Raw genomic sequence first — 17,920 nt, 5'->3', positions numbered from 1 at the left:
GTCATGCCCGCCTCCTCCATCAGCGATCCCGCCTATCTCCGTGCGCGCGCGATGGAGACGCTGTTCGAGCGGCTGGAAAGGCTCTGCGAGGGCGCGATCGCGATCGACCGTGGCGGGCGCGTGGTCTACGTCAACGAGAAATATCTTGCCGCGCTCGGTCTCAACCATACGACCGAGGCGATCGGCCGGCCGATCGAGGAGGTCATCCCGAACAGCCTGATGCGGAAGGTGGCCGAGACCGGCGAGCCGATCCTGCTCGACATCATGGAGCTCGGCGGCGAGCAGCTCGTCGTCACCCGCATGCCGATCGAGGACGAGAACGGGAGGGTGATCGGCGCGATCGGCTTCGTGCTCTATGATCATCTCGAAAGCCTGAAGCCGCTGCTCGCCCGCGTCGCCCAGCTCGAGAGCGATCTGCGGCTGGCGCGCCGGCAATTGTCCAACCCCCGTGCGGCGCGCTTCACCTTCGCCGATTTCGTCGGCGCGACGCCGGCCATCGCCCGGGCCAAGGAGCTCGCAAGCCGAGCCGCGCGGCAGAACGTCACGGTTCTGCTCACAGGCGAGACCGGAACCGGAAAGGAGATGCTGGCGCAGGCCATCCACAACGCCTCCTCGCGCGCCGAGAAGCCGTTCGTCAGCGTCAACGTCGCCGCCATTCCCGACACGCTGATCGAGTCGGAGTTCTTCGGTGCGGCGCCGGGCGCCTATACCGGCGCCGACCGACGGGGACGCGAGGGCAAATTCCGTATTGCCGACGGCGGCACGCTGTTCCTCGACGAGATCGGCGAGATGCCGCTGCAGCTCCAGGCAAAACTCCTACGGGTGCTCCAGGAGCGTGAGATCGAGCCGCTCGGCTCGGACAAGATCACCAGGGTCGACGTCCGCGTCATCGCCGCCACCAACGTGGACCTGCGCAAGCGCGTCAGCGACGGCGCATTTCGCGCCGACCTCTACTACCGTCTCAACGTGCTTTCGGTCGACCTGCCGCCGCTGCGCCACTGCCTCGACGATCTCCCCGACATCTGCGCCCGGCTGCTCGACGACATCAGCGCGTCCGGCGACTACGTCAAGGCGAAGATCACGCCGAGCGCGCTCGCCGCGCTCGCCCGTTACGATTGGCCGGGCAATGTCCGCGAGCTCCGCAACATCCTCGAGCGCGCGCTGATCCTCAGCGATTCCGGGCGGCTGACCGGCGAAGATGTCGCCCGCATCCTCCCGATCGGCACCGAGGCGAGGCTTGCACCGGCCGAGCGCCCGGCCGGAATGGTGGTGCCCTATGCCGAAGCCGAGGCCGAGTTCGAGAAGCACACGCTCGAACAGGCGCTCGCCGCCAGCAACGGCCAGATCACCGAGGCCGCCAGGATGCTGCGGATCTCGCGCGCGACCTTCTACAAGAAGCTCGCCAAGTTCGGCCTGGCCGCGGGCCCGGCCTCCGTCTGAATTTCGAGACTGGGCATGTCCGGAGTCTCGGATTCTTGACACGCGGCCTGGCCGCGCTTTCCTGATGCCTTCGCTGAATCTGCTGGGTTTTCAGCCATCTGCGCAAGCCTGCGGCAACTGGCGCGGAGCTTGCTCTTCGCTTTTGCACAATGACGCATGCTGCACATGCGCATTCGAAAACCAAGGGAGGACGCAAGATGAGCGAAGCGATCTCGGTCCATCAGCTTCAGGCGAAACACCCCTCGCACGTCACGGTCGCCACCGCGAGCCTGATCGGCACGGCCATCGAGTGGTACGACTTCTTCCTCTACGGCACCGCCGCCGCGCTGATCTTCAACAAGCTGTTCTTTCCGACCTTTGACCCCATGATGGGAACCCTGCTGGCTTTCGCGACCTACGCGCTCGGCTTCGTCGCGCGCCCGCTCGGCGGCGTCGTGTTCGGGCACTACGGCGACAAGATCGGCCGCAAGACCATGCTCTATCTGACGCTGCTGATCATGGGCGCGGCGACCGCGGCGATCGGCTTTCTGCCGACCTACGAGACCGCCGGCATCTGGGCCGCGATCCTGCTGGTGACGTGCCGGCTGATCCAAGGCTTCGGCCTTGGCGGCGAATGGGGCGGCGCGGTGCTGATGGCGGTCGAGCATGCACCCTCAGACAAGAAGGGTTTCTACGGCAGCTGGCCGCAACTCGGGGCGCCGCTCGGTCTCGTGCTCGGCACGCTGGTGTTCTCCGTGGTATCGGCGATGCTGACTGACGCCCAGCTCTATGCCTGGGGCTGGCGTATCCCGTTCCTGTTCTCGATCGCGCTGGTGCTGGTCGGCCTGTGGATCCGCTTCACCATCGCGGAGTCGCCGGAGTTCCAGAAGGTCAAGGACACCAAGCAGGAAGTGAAGATGCCGATCCTCGAGGCGATCAGGATGTATCCCAAGAACATCCTGCTCGCGATGGGCGCGCGCTTCGCCGAGAACGGCTTCTTCTACATCTACGCGACCTTCGTGCTCGCCTATGCCACGCAATCGCTCGGCATGAACAAGCAGGACATGCTCAACGGCGTGCTGATCGGCGCGGCGATCGAGACCGTCACCATCCCCGCCTTCGGCGCGCTCTCCGACCGGCTCGGGCGGCGGCCGATCTACATCTTCGGCGCGGTGTTCTCGGCGCTGATGTCGTTCCCGCTGTTCATGCTGCTCGCGACCAGGAACCCGCAATACGCCTGGATCGCGATCGTGCTGGGCCTTGCCGTCGGTCATGCCGCGATGTACGGGCCGCAGGCGAGCTTCCTGTCGGAGCTGTTCGGCACCAAGGTGCGCTATAGCGGCGTCTCGCTCGGCTACAACCTCGCCTCGATCTTCGCCGGCGCGCTGTCGCCGCTGATCGCGACGGGGTTGATGACGGCCTATGCGCCGGCGACCTGGCCGATCTCGCTCTACATGATCGCGCTGGCGCTGATCACCGTGGTCTCGGTCTATTTCGCCACCGAAACGCGCAAGATAGCGCAGTCCTGAATGTCTTCATGTTGCCTTTTGTGTCGCGAGGAGCAACCTGTTCCGGGGCTGCTCTTCGCGATAAGATCAAGCACAACAAGGCATACGGTCCAGGGAGCGGGAGGAACGCCGTGAGCCACCATCCAGCCCTGCCTTATTTGCGCAATTCCGAGAAGGGCAAGGTCGTCTCGGCGACCGAAGCCGTCATGCTGATCCGCGACGGCGACACGGTGGCGACCGGCGGCTTCGTCGGCATCGGCTTTGCCGAGGAGATCGCGATCGCGCTGGAGGAGCTCTATCTGTCGCAGGAGGGCGATGCGCCCTATACGCAGGGCAAGCCGCGCAATCTGACGCTGGTCTATGCGGCCGGACAAGGCGACGGCAAGCAGCGCGGCCTCAACCATTTCGCGCATGAAGGGCTGGTCCGGCGCGTGATCGGCGGGCATTGGGGCCTTGCGCCGAAACTGCAGCAGCTCGCGATCGCGAACCAGATCGAGGCCTATAACCTGCCGCAGGGCGTGATCACGCATCTGTTTCGCGACATCGCCGCGCACCGGCCCGGCCACATCACCCGCGTTGGCATGGGCACGTTCGTCGATCCCCGGCACGGCGGCGGCAAGCTGAACGCGCGCACCACCGAGGACATGGTGGAGCTGATCACGCTGCGCGGCGAGGAGTGCCTGCTCTACAAGACGTTTCCGATTCAGGTCGGGATCATCCGCGCCACCACGGGCGATCCCGACGGCAATCTCACCATGGAGAAGGAGGCGCTGACGCTGGAAGCGCTCGCCATCGCCATGGCGGCGCACAATTCCGGCGGCATTGTCATCGCCCAGGTCGAGCGCGTCGCCGAGAGCGGCAGCCTCAATCCGCGCCAGGTCAAGATTCCCGGCATTCTCGTCGACTGCGTCGTGGTGGCGAAGCCCGAGAACCATTGGCAGACCTTCGGCACCCAATATAACCCGGCGTATTCGAGCGAGATCCGCGTCCGCGCCGCCTCTCTGCCGGTGATGCCGGTCAGCGAGCGCAAGATCATCGCCCGCCGCGCCGCCCTCGAGCTCAAGGCCAACAGCGTCGTCAATCTCGGCATCGGCATGCCCGAGGGCATCGCTTCGGTCGCCAATGAAGAGCGGATCATCGACCTCATCACGCTGACGGCGGAGCCGGGCGTGATCGGCGGCATCCCGGCGAGCGGCATCGATTTCGGCGCCGCGATCAACACGCAGGCGGTGATCGACCAGCCCTATCAGTTCGACTTCTATGACGGCGGCGGCCTGGATGCCGCCTTCCTCGGTCTTGCCCAGGTCGACCGCGCCGGCAATCTCAACGTCAGCAAGTTCGGACCGAAGCTCGCGGGTGCCGGGGGCTTCATCAACATCAGCCAGAACGCCAAGGAGGTCGTCTTCGTCGGCACGTTCGGTGCGGGCAAGCAGCGCATTGCGGTGAACGACGGCAAGCTCGTCATCCTCGACGAAGCCAAGTCGCGCAAGTTCGTGGACAGCGTCGAGCACGTCACCTTCAGCGGCCCGTTCGCCGCGGCGCGCAAGCAACGCACGCTGTACGTCACCGAGCGCTGCGTGTTCGAACTGCGGCCCGACGGGCTAGAGCTCACCGAAATCGCGCCCGGCATCGACATCGAGCGCGACATCCTGCGCCTGATGGACTTCAAGCCGCTGATCCCACGCGACCCGGCGCTGATGGACGCGCGCATCTTCGGCGAGGGTCTCATGGAGCTGCGCGAACGCCTGCTCACCATCCCGCTCGACCAGCGCTTCACACTGGACGAGCAGCAGGACCTGTTCTTCGTCAACCTCGAACGCTATCCGCTACGCAGCAAGGCCGAGATCGACACCATCGCCGCCATCGTCGAGGCCCGCCTGGCGCCGCTCGGGCGCCGCGTCTACGCCATCGTCAATTATGACAACTTCTCGATCCTGCCGGAGCTGATGGACGATTATTCGGCCATGGTCCGCAGCCTCGTCGACCGCTTCTATTCCGGCGTGTCGCGCTACACCACGTCGGGCTTCCTGCGCATCAAGCTTGGCGAAGCCCTGGAGAGGCGCGGCGTCGCTCCGCATATCTTCGAGAGCGCGGAGGAGGCGCAGTCGGACTGGCGCCAAGTCGAGGCCGGCGATTCGGGGACAGCGGGCCAAGCCCAAAAATGATGCATGCTCACGCGCCGGCGCGATTCGCCGGAAGGTTTAATTGCAATGTTCGTAACGTTGTGCAAATCGCTGTTGCCGAGAAACTTTGAATCAGGAGGGACCATCGTGCGTCGATCGCTCATCATAACAACAACCATTCTCGCGCTCGCCGCGGGCACTTCCGCACGGGCCGACGATCTCAAGATCGCGCTGATCTACGGCAAGACCGGTCCGCTCGAGGCTTACGCCAAGCAGACCGAGACCGGCCTGAAGATGGGATTTGAATACGCCACCAAGGGCACCATGACGCTCGACGGCCGCAAGATCGTCGTCATCACCAAGGACGACCAGGGCAAGCCGGACCTCGCCAAGGCCGCGCTCGCGGAGGCCTATCAGGACGACAAGGCCGACATCGCGATCGGCACGACCTCGTCGGCTGCGGCACTCGCCATTCTCCCCGTCGCCGAGGAAAACAAGAAGATCCTGATCGTCGAGCCCGCAGTCGCGGACCAGATTACCGGCGAGAAGTGGAATCGCTACATCTTCCGCACCGCACGCAATTCGTCACAGGACGCGATCTCGAACGCGGTCGCGATCGGCAAGCAGGGCGTCACCGTCGCGACGCTGGCGCAGGACTACGCCTTCGGCCGCGACGGCGTCGCCGCCTTCAAGGAGGCGCTGGCCAAGACCGGCGCGACGCTCGCCGCCGAGGAATATGCCCCGACCTCGACCACCGACTTCACCGCGGTCGGCCAGCGCCTGTTCGATGCGCTGAAGGACAAGCCGGGCCGCAAGGTGATCTGGGTGATCTGGGCCGGCGCCGGCAATCCGCTGGCAAAACTCCAGGACATGGACCCGAAGCGCTACGGCATCGAGCTCTCCACCGGCGGCAACATCCTGCCGGCGCTCGCCGCCTATAAGGGCCTGCCCGGCATGGAAGGCGCGACCTACTACTTCTATGAGATCCCGAAGAACCCGGTGAACGACTGGCTGGTCGCCGAGCACCAGAAGCGCTTCAACGCGCCGCCGGACTTCTTCACCGCCGGCGGTTTCGCCGCCGCGATGTCCGTCGTCGCCGCCGTCACCAAGGCGAAGTCGACCGACACCGAGAAGCTGATCACGGCGATGGAAGGCATGGAGTTCGACACGCCGAAAGGCAAGATGGTGTTCCGGAAAGAAGACCATCAGGCGCTGCAGAGCATGTATCACTTCAAGGTCAAGGTCGATCCGAACGTCGCCTGGGCCGTGCTCGAGCCGGTGCGCGAGCTGAAGATCGAGGACATGGACGTTCCGGTCAAGAACAAGCGGTGACCGCTTCACCTCTTCCATAGGGAGAGGTCGCACCGAAGGCGCGGGTGAGGGGTTCCGCTCTCTCGTGGGACCCGAGCCCTCTCACCCGATTTGCACTGGACGATGCTGCGCATCGCCAGGAGCCAATCGACCTCTCCCCTTCCGGGGAGAGGTGTCACAACCAGCCCGACACGCTTGAAACCCATGCCCCTGACCCTCGAAACCCGCGATCTCACCATACGCTTCGGCGGCCATGTCGCGGTCAACAATGTCTCCTGCACGTTTCGCCCGGGCGAGCTCACCGCCATCGTCGGGCCGAACGGCGCCGGCAAGACCACTTATTTCAATTTGATCTCGGGCCAGCTGCGCGCTTCGCACGGCAGCATCCTGTTCGACGGCGCCGACATCGCCCAGCATTCCGCGCCGATGCGCACGCGCGCAGGCCTCGGGCGCGCCTTCCAGCTCACCAACCTATTCCCGAACCTCACCGTGGAAGAGAACGTCCGCCTCGCGGTGCAGGCGGCGAACGGCACCCATTACGACATGCTGCGGCCCTGGATGGTGCGCCGCGACCTGATCGCGCGCGCCGACGCCATCCTCGACCAGGTCGCCCTCGGCAATCGCTGCGGCGTCGCCGCGACCGCGCTGTCGCATGGCGACCAGCGCAAGCTGGAAGTGGCGTTGATGATCGCGCTGGAGCCAAAGGTCTTCATGTTCGACGAGCCGACCGCCGGCATGAGCATCGACGAGGTGCCTGTCGTCCTCAACCTCATCGCACAGCTCAAGCAGGACAAGAGCAAGATCATCCTGCTGGTCGAGCACAAGATGGACGTGGTGCGCTCGCTCGCCGACCGCATCATCGTGCTGCATAACGGCCAGCTCGTCGCCGACGGTCCGCCCGCCGAGGTGATCGCCTCGCCGATCGTGCAGGAAGCCTATCTGGGCGTTGCGCCAAAGAGTGCCGCATGACCGATCTCTTAAAACTCTCCGGCGTGCACACCCATATCGGGCGCTACCACATCCTTCAGGGCATCGATCTCGCCGTCCCGCAAGGGCAGGTCACGATGCTGCTCGGCCGCAACGGCGCGGGCAAGACCACGACGCTGCGCACCATCATGGGCCTGTGGCAGGCCTCGAAGGGCGAGATCACCCTCGCCGGGATGCGCATCGAGAGCCTTGCGACGCCCGACATCGCCCGGCTCGGCGTCGGCTACGTGCCCGAGAGCATGGCGGTGTTCTCCGATCTCACGGTCAAAGAAAACTTGGTGCTCGCGGCCCGCGACGGGCCCCTCGACGATGCCCAGCTCGACTGGATCTTCGGCTTCTTCCCCGCGCTGCGCCGGTTCTGGCTGTCACGGGCGGGAAGTCTCTCGGGCGGACAGAAGCAGATGCTGTCGATCGCGCGCGCCATCATCGAGCCGCGGAAGCTGCTCTTGATCGACGAGCCGACCAAGGGCCTCGCGCCCGCCATCGTGATGGCGCTGATCGAGTGCCTGAAGGAGATCAAGCGCAAGGGCGCGACGATCCTGCTGGTCGAGCAGAACTTCTTTGCCGCCCGCGAGCTCGGCGACAGCGTGCTGGTCATGGACAACGGCACCATCGTTCATCGCGGCGAGATGGCGGCGCTCGCCGCCGACGTGCCGCTGCAGGAGCGGCTGCTCGGCCTGAGCCTGGAGGCGCATCAGTGACAGACCTTGCCTCAACCGATCCGCTGCCGAAGCCGAAGCGCGATCTCGCGCCGGTCCTGCTGCCGATCGCCCTCGCGCTGCTGATGATCCCGCTGATCGGATCGACCAGCTCCTGGCTGACCTTGACCGCCGCGAGCCTTGCCATGGGCATGATGATCTTCATCATGGCTTCCGGCCTTACCCTCGTGTTCGGCCTGATGGACGTGCTCAATTTCGGCCACGGCGCCTTCATCGCCGTCGGGGCCTATGTCGCAACGCTGGTGCTGGCGCCGTTTGCGGCGTCAATTCAGGCGGATTCGCTCTGGGTGAACCTCGCGGTGCTGGCGCCGGCCGCGCTGCTGTCGATGGCAGTCTCCGGCGCGCTTGGCCTGGTCGTCGAGCGCGTGCTGATCCTGCCGGTCTATGGCCAGCACCTGAAGCAGATCCTGATGACGACCGGCGGCCTGATCGTCGCCGAGCAGACGCTCTATGCGCTGTGGGGCCCGCAGATCATCCCGATGCCGCTGCCGGCCTCACTGCGCGGCTCCTTCATCCTCGGCGACGTCGCGGTCGCCAAATACCGCGTACTGGCCATGCTGCTCGGGCTCGCCGTCTTCATCGCGATCCAGCTCGTGCTCAACCGCACCAAGCTCGGCCTCCTGATCCGTGCCGGTGTCGAGAACCGCGAGATGGTCGAGGCGCTCGGCTACCGGATCCGCCGGCTGTTCCTCGGCGTGTTCATGACGGGCTCGGCGCTGGCCGGCCTCGGGGGCGTGATGTGGGCGCTCTATCGCGAGCAGGTGCACGCCTCCATGAGCGACGACCTCACCGTGTTGATTTTCATCGTCGTCATCATCGGCGGCCTGGGATCGATCGGCGGCTGCTTCATCGGCGCGATCCTGGTCGCCATGGTTGCCAATTACGGCGGCTTCCTGGTGCCGAAACTCGCCCTCGTCTCCAACATCCTGCTGATGGTCGCCATTCTGATGTGGCGGCCGCGCGGCCTCTATGCGGTGACCAGCCGATGATGATTCTCTCAGGCGATCCGCCGCGCAGCCGCGTCCTCACGCTCCTTCTCGTCGTCATCATCCTGGCGCTGGCCGCGACGCCGTTCCTGTTTCCGGGCGCCAAGGCGCTGAACGTCGCGGCCAAGATCTGCGTCTTCGCCGCGCTGGTCGCCTCCTACGACCTGCTGCTCGGCTATACCGGCTCGGTGTCGTTCGCCCATACCATGTTCTACGGCATCGGCAGCTACGCCATTGCGATCGCCTTGTACGGAATGGGCCCGAACTGGGCCGCGGTCGCAACCGGAATCGTCACCGGCCTGCCGCTCGCAGCGCTGCTCGCGCTTGCCATCGGCCTGTTCTCGCTGCGGGTGGCCGCGATCTTCTTCGCCATGATCACGCTCGCGGTCGCCTCCGCCTTCCAGGTGCTGGCCTCGCAGCTGTCCTGGCTGACCGGCGGCGAGGACGGGCGCAGCTTTCAGCTGCCCGAATTGCTGCGCCCCGGCAGCGTGCTGATCTCGAAAAGCCTGTTCGGCTTCGAGATCAACGGCCGCATCCTGATCTACTACCTGGTGTTCGCGATCTCTGGCCTGATGATCCTCGCTTTGCTGCGCGTGGTGAACTCGCCGTTCGGGCGCGTGCTGCAGGCAATCCGGGAGAACCGGTTTCGCGCCGAGGCGCTCGGCTTCCGCACCGTGTTCCACCTGACCTACGCCAACTGCCTCGCTGCGCTCGTCGCCGCCAGCGCCGGCATCTTGAACGCGCTGTGGCTGCGCTATGCCGGTCCCGACACCTCGCTCAGCTTCTCGATCATGCTGGACATCCTGCTGATGGTGGTGATCGGCGGCATGGGCACGATCTACGGCGCGATCATCGGCGCCACCATCTTCATCCTTGCCCAGAACTATCTGCAGTCGCTGATGGGTGTCGCCTCCAAGGCGGCGGGCGAAGCCGGCCTGCCGCTGCTGCCGGGGCTGTTGCATCCGGACCGCTGGCTGCTGTGGCTCGGGCTGCTGTTCATCGCCAGCGTCTACTTCTTTCCGACCGGCGTGGTCGGACGGCTGCGCAAGGCCGGCGGCGGCAAGAGTGCAGGCGCCTCGCACTAAGCCGGCATCAATGATGCAGAGCAGCGATTGCGCGCGCCGCGCAACCGCAACGAGATTCCCGCTTCGCAGCCTACGGACGCGACCACGCGGCCGAATTAATGCTTAGGTAACTGGTTTTCCTAAGGTTTGCGCCATTTCTGCAATGTATTCCTGTTCCAGCAGGGAGGGGGAATGCGCCAGGTTTTTTCCAAGGTTGCAGCCGGAATATCTCTAGCCGCGAGGAACGGCTGGGAAGTCTTGGCGCGGCGTGGTCCTGTGCTGTGGCTGACCCTTTGCGGCGTGTTGCTGGTCGCGGGCATTTTCATCGTCACGGCCGTGGCCGTCGGCGAATTTCGCGAGCGGGCCCTCGCCAACCGCGAACGCGAGCTGGAAAACACGGTGCAGCTGATCGCGCGGCACTTCGATCAGCAATTCCAGGACTCCGACAGCGTCGCCGCCGATGTGATCGAGCAGATGAACCTGCCTGAGATCACCTCGCCCGCAATGTTCCGCGAGCGCATTTCCGGACCTGCGACGAACCAGATGCTCCGCAGCAAGATCGGCTCCGTGTCCTATCTCGGTGACATCGCGATCTATGATGCCGACGGCGAACTGATCAACTGGTCGCGGACCCAGCCCCTGTCCAAGATCAACGTCTCCTCGCGCGCTTATTTCCAGACGTTCAAATCGGATCCAGCGGCCGAGCCGCTCATCCTGGAATCTGTCCGCAGCTTCATCATCGACCAATGGACCACGATCGTCGCGCGCCGGCTGACCGGCGCCGACGGCACCTTCCTCGGCGTGATGGTCCGGCGCATCGACCCGGACAGCTACCGGCAGTATTTCGCATCGGTCGCGCTTGCCGAGGGCACGGCGATCTCGCTGTTCGATCGCGAAGGCAAGATGCTGGCGCGCTATCCGCACGTCGAAGAATTGATCGGACGGAGCTTCAAGGACGCCCCGCTGATGCAGAGGGTGCTGACCAGGGGCGGTCAGCAGACGCTTCGCGTCAAGAGCCCGATCGACGGCGAGGACCGGCTCGGCTCGGCCGCGTCCCTGAATCATTTTCCCCTGATCATCGTTGCGACCAATACGATGTCGGCTGCGCTCGCGGACTGGCGGCAGCAGACCGGCTTCCTGGTCGCAACGGCAGGCTTCTCGGCAGCCGTGATCGCGCTGATCCTCTATCTCATCATTCGGCAGATCAACCGGCAGAACCGCGAGGCCAAGGAGCGAATCGAATTGGAGCGGCAGCGGCTGGATACCGCCCTCAACAACATGTCGCAGGGCCTGATCCTGTACGATGCCGCCGGATATATCGTCATTTGCAATCGCCGCTACGCCGACATGTTCGGTCTGTCCCACGACGTCATCAAGCCCGGCTGTCACATTCGCGAGGTGATGTACCATCGCAAGGAGCGCGGCGCGTTCGACGGCAACGTCGAGGAATTTTGGGCGGACGTCATGCGGACCGTCGCCGAAGGTACCGTCTCCACGAGAACTCATCAGCTGGCCAATGGCCGCGCTTTCCACGTCATCAACACCCCTCTCGCGCAGGGCGGATGGGTCGCCACGATCGAAGACATCACCGAGCGCCGCGACCTGGAACAGGAGCGCGATCGCAACCACACCTTCCTGCGCGAGATCATCGATCACATTCCGTCGCAGATCACGGTAAAGGACGCTCAAACGCGGCAATATCTGCTGGTCAATCGCATCGCCGAGGAAGTCTTCAACGAAACGGGCGAGACGATCGTCGGCAAGACCGCCACCGATATCCTCCCGGCACCGGAGGCCGTCATCGTCAAGCGCGATGATGACGCCTTGCTGCAATCGCCCGATCAGCTGTTGGTCAAGGAACAAAGTTGGCCGAGGCGGACGGGTGGCCAGCGACATACCATCTCGAAGCGTATCGGCATTCGCGACAAGGCGGGCAAGCCGCGTTACATCATCAACGTAATCGAGGACGTCACCGAACGGCGGCGCGATCACGAAAAGATCGCGCATATGGCGCATTACGATGCGCTGACCGACCTGCCGAACCGGACCCTGTTCCGCGAGCAGATCGAACGCGAGCTGGCGAAAGTCGCCGATGGCTGCCAGTTCGCGCTACTCTACATCGACGTCGACGAATTCAAGGGCATCAACGATTCGCTCGGTCATCATGTCGGCGACGAGCTGTTGAAGGCGATCGCGGGCCGTCTCCGCGGCTGCCTCAAGCAGGGCGACCTGATCGCGCGGCTCGGCGGCGACGAGTTCGCGGTGATCCAGACCGGGATCGCATCGTCCGCCGACGTGCTGTCCTTCGTGACGCGGATCTACCAGGCGATTCGGCAGCCCTATCATTGTCTCGGCCATCAGCTCTCGACCGACGCCAGCATCGGGATCGCGCTGGCGCCGCAGGACGGCGCCGATCTCGATCAGTTGATCAAGAACGCCGATCTCGCGATGTACGGCGCCAAGGCCGAGGGACGCCGCACCCACCGCTTCTTCGAGCCGGCAATGGATGCGAGCGCCAAGGCGCGCCTGAGCATGGAGCTGGATCTGCGGCAGGCTCTGGTGAATGGCGGCTTCGAGATTCACTATCAGCCGCTGGTCGACCTGCGCACCAATGAAGTGTCGGGCTGCGAGGCGCTGCTGCGCTGGCGGCATCCCGAGCGCGGCATGGTGTCGCCGGCGGAGTTCATTCCGATCGCCGAGGACACCGGCCTGATCACCGAGCTCGGCGACTGGGTGCTGCGCATGGCCTGCAACGAGGCCGCGACCTGGCCGGCGCATGTGCGTGTCGCGGTCAACGTGTCGCCGGTGCAGCTCAAATGCGACACGCTGGCACTGCGGATTGCGGGCGCGCTCGCCGCGTCCGGGCTGGACCCGCGCCGGCTCGAACTCGAGATCACCGAGGCGGTGCTGATCCGCGACGACGAGGCGGCGCTCTCGATCCTGCATCAGCTCCGCTCGATCGGCGTGCGCATCGCACTCGACGATTTCGGTACCGGCTATTCCTCGCTGAGCTATCTGAAGCGCTTCCCGTTCGACAAGATCAAGATCGACCGCTGCTTCGTCGCCGACATCGCCGAGACGAGCGGCGCGCCCGTGATCGTGCAGGCGGTGGTGAACATCGCGGCCGTCAGCAACATGACCACGGTCGCCGAGGGCGTCGAGACCGAGGCACAGCGCGACATGCTGCGCGCGCTCGGCTGCACGCAGATGCAGGGCTATCTGTTCAGCGCGCCGAAGCCCGCCAGCGAAGTGCGAAGGCTGTTCGGTCCCGGCGATGGCTTGCCCGGGACCTTGCCCGTGGCGGCGGTGGCGTGATGGCGAAGCCGCGCAAACATGTCGATCTCGCGGATTCCTACGCGGTGCGGCTGATGCAGCACCTGGTGGTGCCGACCTTCGTGATCGATCCGAGGCGCCGTGTCGTGATCTGGAACAGGGCCTGCGAGCGGCTGACCGGCGTCGACGCTTCCGAGGTGATCGGCACCAATAAGCACTGGCAGGCCTTCTACGAAACCAGGCGCCCATGCCTTGCCGACCTCGTCGCGCTCGACCGTCCCGAACAGCTGCCGGAGTACTATTCGGAATATGCCGCGCGCGGCCACAATGGCCTCGGCTTTTCCGCGGAGAACTGGTGCGTGATGCCGAAGCTCGGCAACCAGCTCTATCTCGCCATCGACGCCGGCCCGATTCACGACGAGGCCGGCAACCTGATCGCGGTGGTGGAGACGCTGCGCGACCTCACCGACCAGAAGCGCGCCGAGATGTCGCTGAAGGAGCTCGCCACCAAGGACGGGCTGACCGGCCTGTCGAACCGCCGCGCCTTCGACCAGATGCTGATGAGCGAGTGGGCCCGCGCCCAGCGCACGCAGAAGCCGCTGGCGCTGCTGTTCGTCGACGTCGACCATTTCAAGCTGTTCAACGACCGCCACGGCCACCAGAGCGGCGACGAGTGCCTTCGCGCGGTCGCAGCTGTCGTCAACCGGCATGCCGTGCGCCCCCTCGACCTCGCCAGCCGCTATGGCGGCGAGGAGTTCGCGCTGATCCTGCCGGACATGGACTGCGACGCCGCCTGCACCGTGGCCGAGGAGATCCGCAGCGCCGTCATGGCCTTGCAGATCGCCCATGGCGCCGCGGGCGCCGGCGACCACGTCAGCCTCAGCGTCGGCGTGGCAAGCCTGATTCCCGGTGGCGCGGGTGGCGGCCCCGACCGGCTGCTGGGCGCGGCCGACGAGGCGCTCTATGTCGCCAAACGGCTCGGCCGCAACCGCGTCATCTGTGCCGAACGCGTGCTTGCCGAATTCGCGCGAGCCGATCGCGGCTCGCACCGACTTCCAGCCGTCGCAAGTCGCCGGTCCCGCCGGTGCTGAAGTTCAGCCCACTGAAGCTTCTATTGCGTTCGGGTTCGCCAACGGGTGATGTTGCGCCGAAGCAACATGCAGATTTTCTTCACGAGAAGTCGCAATTTCTCGGGCGCTCATTTGAATATAGATAAGTCATTGCCTGGAGCTGTATTCGCTTTGATGTTTCCCTGCCCATTGCCCAGTGCCCTCGCCTGCTCGGCCGCCCCCGGCTCAGCCATCGAGACCAGCCGCTGATGTCCAAGGAAGCCGGTTCGTTTCGCGGACGTGTCCACCGCGGAACGCAGCAAATTGGTGGCACCTGCATCGAACTCGAGGCCGCGGGCGAGAGAATCCTGCTCGACCTTGGACTTCCGCTCGACGCCGACGGCGCGTCCGACGATCTTCTCCCGTCCGTGGCCGGGCTTCGCGGCGACGATCCGACCCTGCGTGCGATCGTCCTGTCGCACGGACACGGCGACCACTGGGGTTTGCTCCCCCTGTGCAGCCCCAATGTCCCCCTGGCCATGGGCGCTGCAACCGCTCGCATCATGCGCGCGGCAGCTCCTTTCGTGCCCAACGGCTTCGTGCCAGGCGTTTCATTCGAGCTGGCCGATCGCAAGACTTTGCAGATCGGCCCCTTCAGCATCACGCCCTATCTGGTCGATCATTCGGCCTATGATGCCTATGCGCTGCTGATCCACGCCGCCGGCCGGCGTCTGTTCTATAGCGGCGACATCCGCGCGCATGGCCGCAAGAGCGGCCTGTTCGAGCGATTGGTGAGCGATCCGCCCCGCGGCGTCGATACGATGCTGATGGAGGGATCGAGCCTCGGCCGTCTTGACGAACGGACACAATTTCCGACGGAAGACGCCATCGAAGCGAGATTGACCGAGAGCCTCGGGCCGCCGGGCTTCGTCATCATCTCCGCCTCGGCGCAGAACATCGATCGCATCGTCAGCCTCTATCGCGCCTGCAAGCGCAGCGACCGGACGCTGCTGCTGGACCTCTACGCGATGGAGATATTGCGGGCCACCGGCAACGAGCGCTTGCCGAGCGTCGGCTGGCCCAACCTGTCGGTCTACGTGCCGGAATATCAGCGGCGACAGATCGCACGGAACAGGCGCTTCGACCTGCTCGAGCCGTACAAATCCGCGCGAATCTACCGCGAGCGCATCACCGAGATCGCCGATCGCACAGTGATGTTGTTTCGCCCGGCAATGGCCCCCGACGTGGAGACCGCAAATCTCTGGGCCGGCGCCAGGGCGATCTGGTCACAATGGGACGGATACCTGAAGGATGGTCCTGGAGCCAGGCTGAAGGCGGATCTCGCAACACGCGGCGTACCCATTGAGATCATCCATACCTCGGGCCACGCCAGCATCCTGGATCTCAAGCGGCTCTCGAGCGCAATACGACCGGACAAGCTGGTGCCCGTTCACACATTCGAAGGCGACAGCTTTTTCAAATATTTTGACAACGTCACGCGACGCAGCGATGGCGAATGGTGGGAGGTATGAGATGAGCTTCAGACGCGGAATCCGGCAAGACGACTTTCGCAAGGCACTCGAGGCACTTGCTCGGCAGGATGGCTGGTGGAGGGACGTTCTCGCCGATTCCTCTCTCATCATCGGCGTTCGGAACGAGTACCTGAACGTCTATTGGCAGGGACAATCCATCTTCAAGGTGTCGTTCAAGGGCGGGAAGGTGACCACCACGACGCACGAAAAGTATCTCCTGAATCCGGAGTTGAAGGATCAGATCTCGCTCGTCGACGGCAAGTTCGCCTTTGGCGAGGCCGAGCAAAGAATGCTGACGCGCGAATATGAGGGCGCAAAGACCCTGGAGAAGCTCAAAAGGGCTGCATCGCTCTACTCCGGACGAGAGAAGGAAGGCGTTCACGAGATCGCGACATCCAATCGCTCCGTCGTCGACGTCGAGATCGCGATCAACGCATCCGGCGCCCCCGGCGTTGGGCGGAGTCTTCCGCGCATCGACCTTGCGAATTTCGAGACGACGGCGAGCGGAATAGATCTGGTGTTCTGGGAGGCCAAGACGTTCAGCAATCCCGAACTGGAGAACGGCAAGATTTTCCGCCAGATCAAGGACTATAGGGCGGTGATCGACCTTCACAAGACGGAGATCGATGATAGCTATCGATGGGTTGCGAAGAATCTGACCGAGATGGCGGAATGGAGCAACGGGCACCGTAGTGTGGCTGAGGCGGTCGGCGCGGTTGCGAAGGGAGAGAAGATCAACGTGAGCAACGCCAATGTCGGGCTGCTCGTCTATGATTTCACCGCGGACCAGCGTGATCGCAAGGACAAGGACGGCAAGACGCTGAACGACAGGGTGATTGAATCGCTCGCGGATTTGGGCGTGGGTCCAAAGCGCATCAGGTTCAAGGGCACGACCAAGGATCTCTACATCTGAGTTGGTAAGAGGGAGAAATCCTGCTTTGCCACTTCCCGAGCACGAATTGCTGACATTCGCCATCGGCGACATCCACGGCTGCTTCGAAAAGCTGATGTCGCTTCTCGCCGTGTGCGATGAGATTCGCGGCCATCGGAGCGCCCAGTTTGTCTTTGTCGGAGACTACATCGACAGGGGGCCCCAGAGTCGCGAGGTCATGGATGTGCTCGTGGGCAGCAAGGGGCAGCAGGACCGATCCTTCGTCTGTCTCCGGGGCAACCATGAGGAAATGCTGCTTCGCGCGGCCGAGATAGAGCGCACCGACCGGGATCTCATGAACTGGTGGGGAAACGGCGGCGAACAGACGCCCGACAGCTACGGAATCGAGGATCCGGCCGATTTCCCGAGTGAGCATCTCGACTGGATACGCGCGCTTCCGCTCATGAAGATCGAGCATGGACGACTTTTCGTCCACGCAGGAATACGGCCGGGCGTACCGCTGGCGTCGCAATCCGACCAAGACTTGCTCTGGATCCGGGAACCCTTCTTGTCGTCCGATCTCGACCACGAGTTGTTCATCGTCCATGGCCATACGCCGGTCCGGTCCTGGACACCTGATCTGCGAGCGAATCGGCTGAACCTGGATACCGGCGCCTGCTTTGGCGGCCCGCTCACGGCGGCCGTGTTCGTCGCCTCGAAGGCGCGCCCGTTGATGTTTGTGAACGATTCCGGCGAGATCTCGCGACCGGCCGCCCTCCTGGATTGAAAAGCGATGCGCAGGACGGGGAATCGGGCGATACCGGGCGTCTGGGCGCGGGCGGAGGTTGCCGACCCCGCGGCAATCGGCTAAATGAACCTCGACTAGCACCCGTAGCTCAGCTGGATAGAGCGTTGCCCTCCGAAGGCAAAGGTCACACGTTCGAATCGTGTCGGGTGCGCCATCGCGAAGCGGTTGTACCCAATCAAGCCGCCTTCTGACCAGTGCACGATAGCGCGTCCCGCCTTGTCGGGGTCCCCGACGCTCCAGACTTCGTCCGCGGTTCGATGCCAGTGTGCT

13 protein-coding genes and 1 tRNA gene are annotated in these 17,920 nt (G+C 64.4%); all 14 read left to right on the top strand.

Translation table 11 applies throughout. The features are described 5' to 3' along the window. The first annotated feature begins 3 nt into the window (after positions 1–3). The 14 genes from P6U28_RS33155 to P6U28_RS33090 all read left to right on the top strand — a co-directional run bounded on the left by P6U28_RS33155 (position 4) and on the right by P6U28_RS33090 (position 17,804). The gene (locus tag P6U28_RS33155) at positions 4–1,440 is read left to right on the top strand and encodes a sigma-54-dependent Fis family transcriptional regulator (RefSeq protein WP_122406260.1); all 1,437 of its coding nucleotides are present in this window, start codon (positions 4–6) and stop codon (positions 1,438–1,440) included. Between the two features lie 197 nt (positions 1,441–1,637). After that, positions 1,638–2,948: an MFS transporter gene (locus P6U28_RS33150; protein ID WP_407120525.1), complete on the top strand. Its 1,311-nt coding sequence runs from the start codon at positions 1,638–1,640 to the stop codon at positions 2,946–2,948. A 110-nt stretch (positions 2,949–3,058) separates the two neighbouring features. Beyond that, the gene (locus P6U28_RS33145; RefSeq protein WP_407120524.1) at positions 3,059–5,092 is read left to right on the top strand and encodes an acyl CoA:acetate/3-ketoacid CoA transferase; all 2,034 of its coding nucleotides are present in this window, start codon (positions 3,059–3,061) and stop codon (positions 5,090–5,092) included. Between the two features lie 105 nt (positions 5,093–5,197). Next, complete coding sequence (locus P6U28_RS33140) at positions 5,198–6,382, top strand: substrate-binding domain-containing protein (RefSeq protein ID WP_162500528.1); 1,185 nt, start codon at positions 5,198–5,200, stop codon at positions 6,380–6,382. 183 nt (positions 6,383–6,565) lie between these two features. Then, positions 6,566–7,330, top strand: coding sequence for an ABC transporter ATP-binding protein (locus P6U28_RS33135; protein WP_407120522.1), 765 nt, complete (start codon positions 6,566–6,568; stop codon positions 7,328–7,330). Further along, a complete protein-coding gene (locus P6U28_RS33130; RefSeq protein ID WP_122406264.1) occupies positions 7,327–8,049 on the top strand; it encodes an ABC transporter ATP-binding protein in 723 nt (240 codons plus the stop codon). The genes P6U28_RS33135 and P6U28_RS33130 overlap by 4 nt, the downstream gene beginning before the upstream one ends. Continuing rightward, positions 8,046–9,056 carry a branched-chain amino acid ABC transporter permease gene (locus P6U28_RS33125; RefSeq protein ID WP_407120521.1) on the top strand — a complete coding sequence of 337 codons (1,011 nt, stop codon included), beginning with the start codon at positions 8,046–8,048 and terminating at the stop codon, positions 9,054–9,056. Before P6U28_RS33130 ends, P6U28_RS33125 begins: the two co-directional genes overlap by 4 nt. Further along, positions 9,053–10,138, top strand: coding sequence for a branched-chain amino acid ABC transporter permease (locus P6U28_RS33120; RefSeq protein ID WP_407120520.1), 1,086 nt, complete (start codon positions 9,053–9,055; stop codon positions 10,136–10,138). Before P6U28_RS33125 ends, P6U28_RS33120 begins: the two co-directional genes overlap by 4 nt. A gap of 171 nt (positions 10,139–10,309) precedes the next feature. Next, positions 10,310–13,432 (top strand): EAL domain-containing protein, encoded by a 3,123-nt coding sequence (locus tag P6U28_RS33115; RefSeq protein ID WP_407120519.1) that lies wholly within the window; start codon positions 10,310–10,312, stop codon positions 13,430–13,432. Continuing rightward, positions 13,432–14,481, top strand: a complete 1,050-nt coding sequence (locus tag P6U28_RS33110) for a diguanylate cyclase (RefSeq protein ID WP_407120518.1) — start codon at positions 13,432–13,434, stop codon at positions 14,479–14,481. The genes P6U28_RS33115 and P6U28_RS33110 overlap by 1 nt, the downstream gene beginning before the upstream one ends. A gap of 326 nt (positions 14,482–14,807) precedes the next feature. Next, entirely contained in the window at positions 14,808–15,971 is a 1,164-nt protein-coding gene (locus P6U28_RS33105) for an MBL fold metallo-hydrolase (protein ID WP_407123135.1), read from the top strand. Position 15,972: 1 nt separating this feature from the next. Further along, the gene (locus tag P6U28_RS33100; RefSeq protein ID WP_407120517.1) at positions 15,973–16,884 is read left to right on the top strand and encodes a hypothetical protein; all 912 of its coding nucleotides are present in this window, start codon (positions 15,973–15,975) and stop codon (positions 16,882–16,884) included. A gap of 46 nt (positions 16,885–16,930) precedes the next feature. Next, a complete protein-coding gene (locus P6U28_RS33095; protein WP_407120516.1) occupies positions 16,931–17,629 on the top strand; it encodes a metallophosphoesterase family protein in 699 nt (232 codons plus the stop codon). A gap of 98 nt (positions 17,630–17,727) precedes the next feature. After that, positions 17,728–17,804: transfer RNA gene (locus P6U28_RS33090), tRNA-Arg, on the top strand. The last annotated feature ends 116 nt before the right edge of the window (positions 17,805–17,920 follow it).

Origin of the sequence: Bradyrhizobium sp. STM 3561 (genome assembly GCF_045571455.1) — a bacterium.
Lineage (GTDB): Bacteria > Pseudomonadota > Alphaproteobacteria > Rhizobiales > Xanthobacteraceae > Bradyrhizobium > Bradyrhizobium vignae.
The sequence above is the reverse complement of the archived record's forward strand: the minus strand, read 5'-3'. Positions and strand labels throughout refer to the sequence as shown.

What these genes read in the sequence shown, in the direction of transcription:
- P6U28_RS33155 (WP_122406260.1), top strand. Translation starts at nt 4, where the DNA reads ATGCCCGCCTCCTCCATCAGCGATCCCGCCTATCTCCGTGCGCGCGCG.
- P6U28_RS33150 (WP_407120525.1), top strand. Translation starts at nt 1,638, where the DNA reads ATGAGCGAAGCGATCTCGGTCCATCAGCTTCAGGCGAAACACCCCTCG.
- P6U28_RS33135 (WP_407120522.1), top strand. Translation starts at nt 6,566, where the DNA reads ATGCCCCTGACCCTCGAAACCCGCGATCTCACCATACGCTTCGGCGGC.
- P6U28_RS33130 (WP_122406264.1), top strand. Translation starts at nt 7,327, where the DNA reads ATGACCGATCTCTTAAAACTCTCCGGCGTGCACACCCATATCGGGCGC.
- P6U28_RS33120 (WP_407120520.1), top strand. Translation starts at nt 9,053, where the DNA reads ATGATGATTCTCTCAGGCGATCCGCCGCGCAGCCGCGTCCTCACGCTC.
- P6U28_RS33115 (WP_407120519.1), top strand. Translation starts at nt 10,310, where the DNA reads ATGCGCCAGGTTTTTTCCAAGGTTGCAGCCGGAATATCTCTAGCCGCG.
- P6U28_RS33110 (WP_407120518.1), top strand. Translation starts at nt 13,432, where the DNA reads ATGGCGAAGCCGCGCAAACATGTCGATCTCGCGGATTCCTACGCGGTG.
- P6U28_RS33100 (WP_407120517.1), top strand. Translation starts at nt 15,973, where the DNA reads ATGAGCTTCAGACGCGGAATCCGGCAAGACGACTTTCGCAAGGCACTC.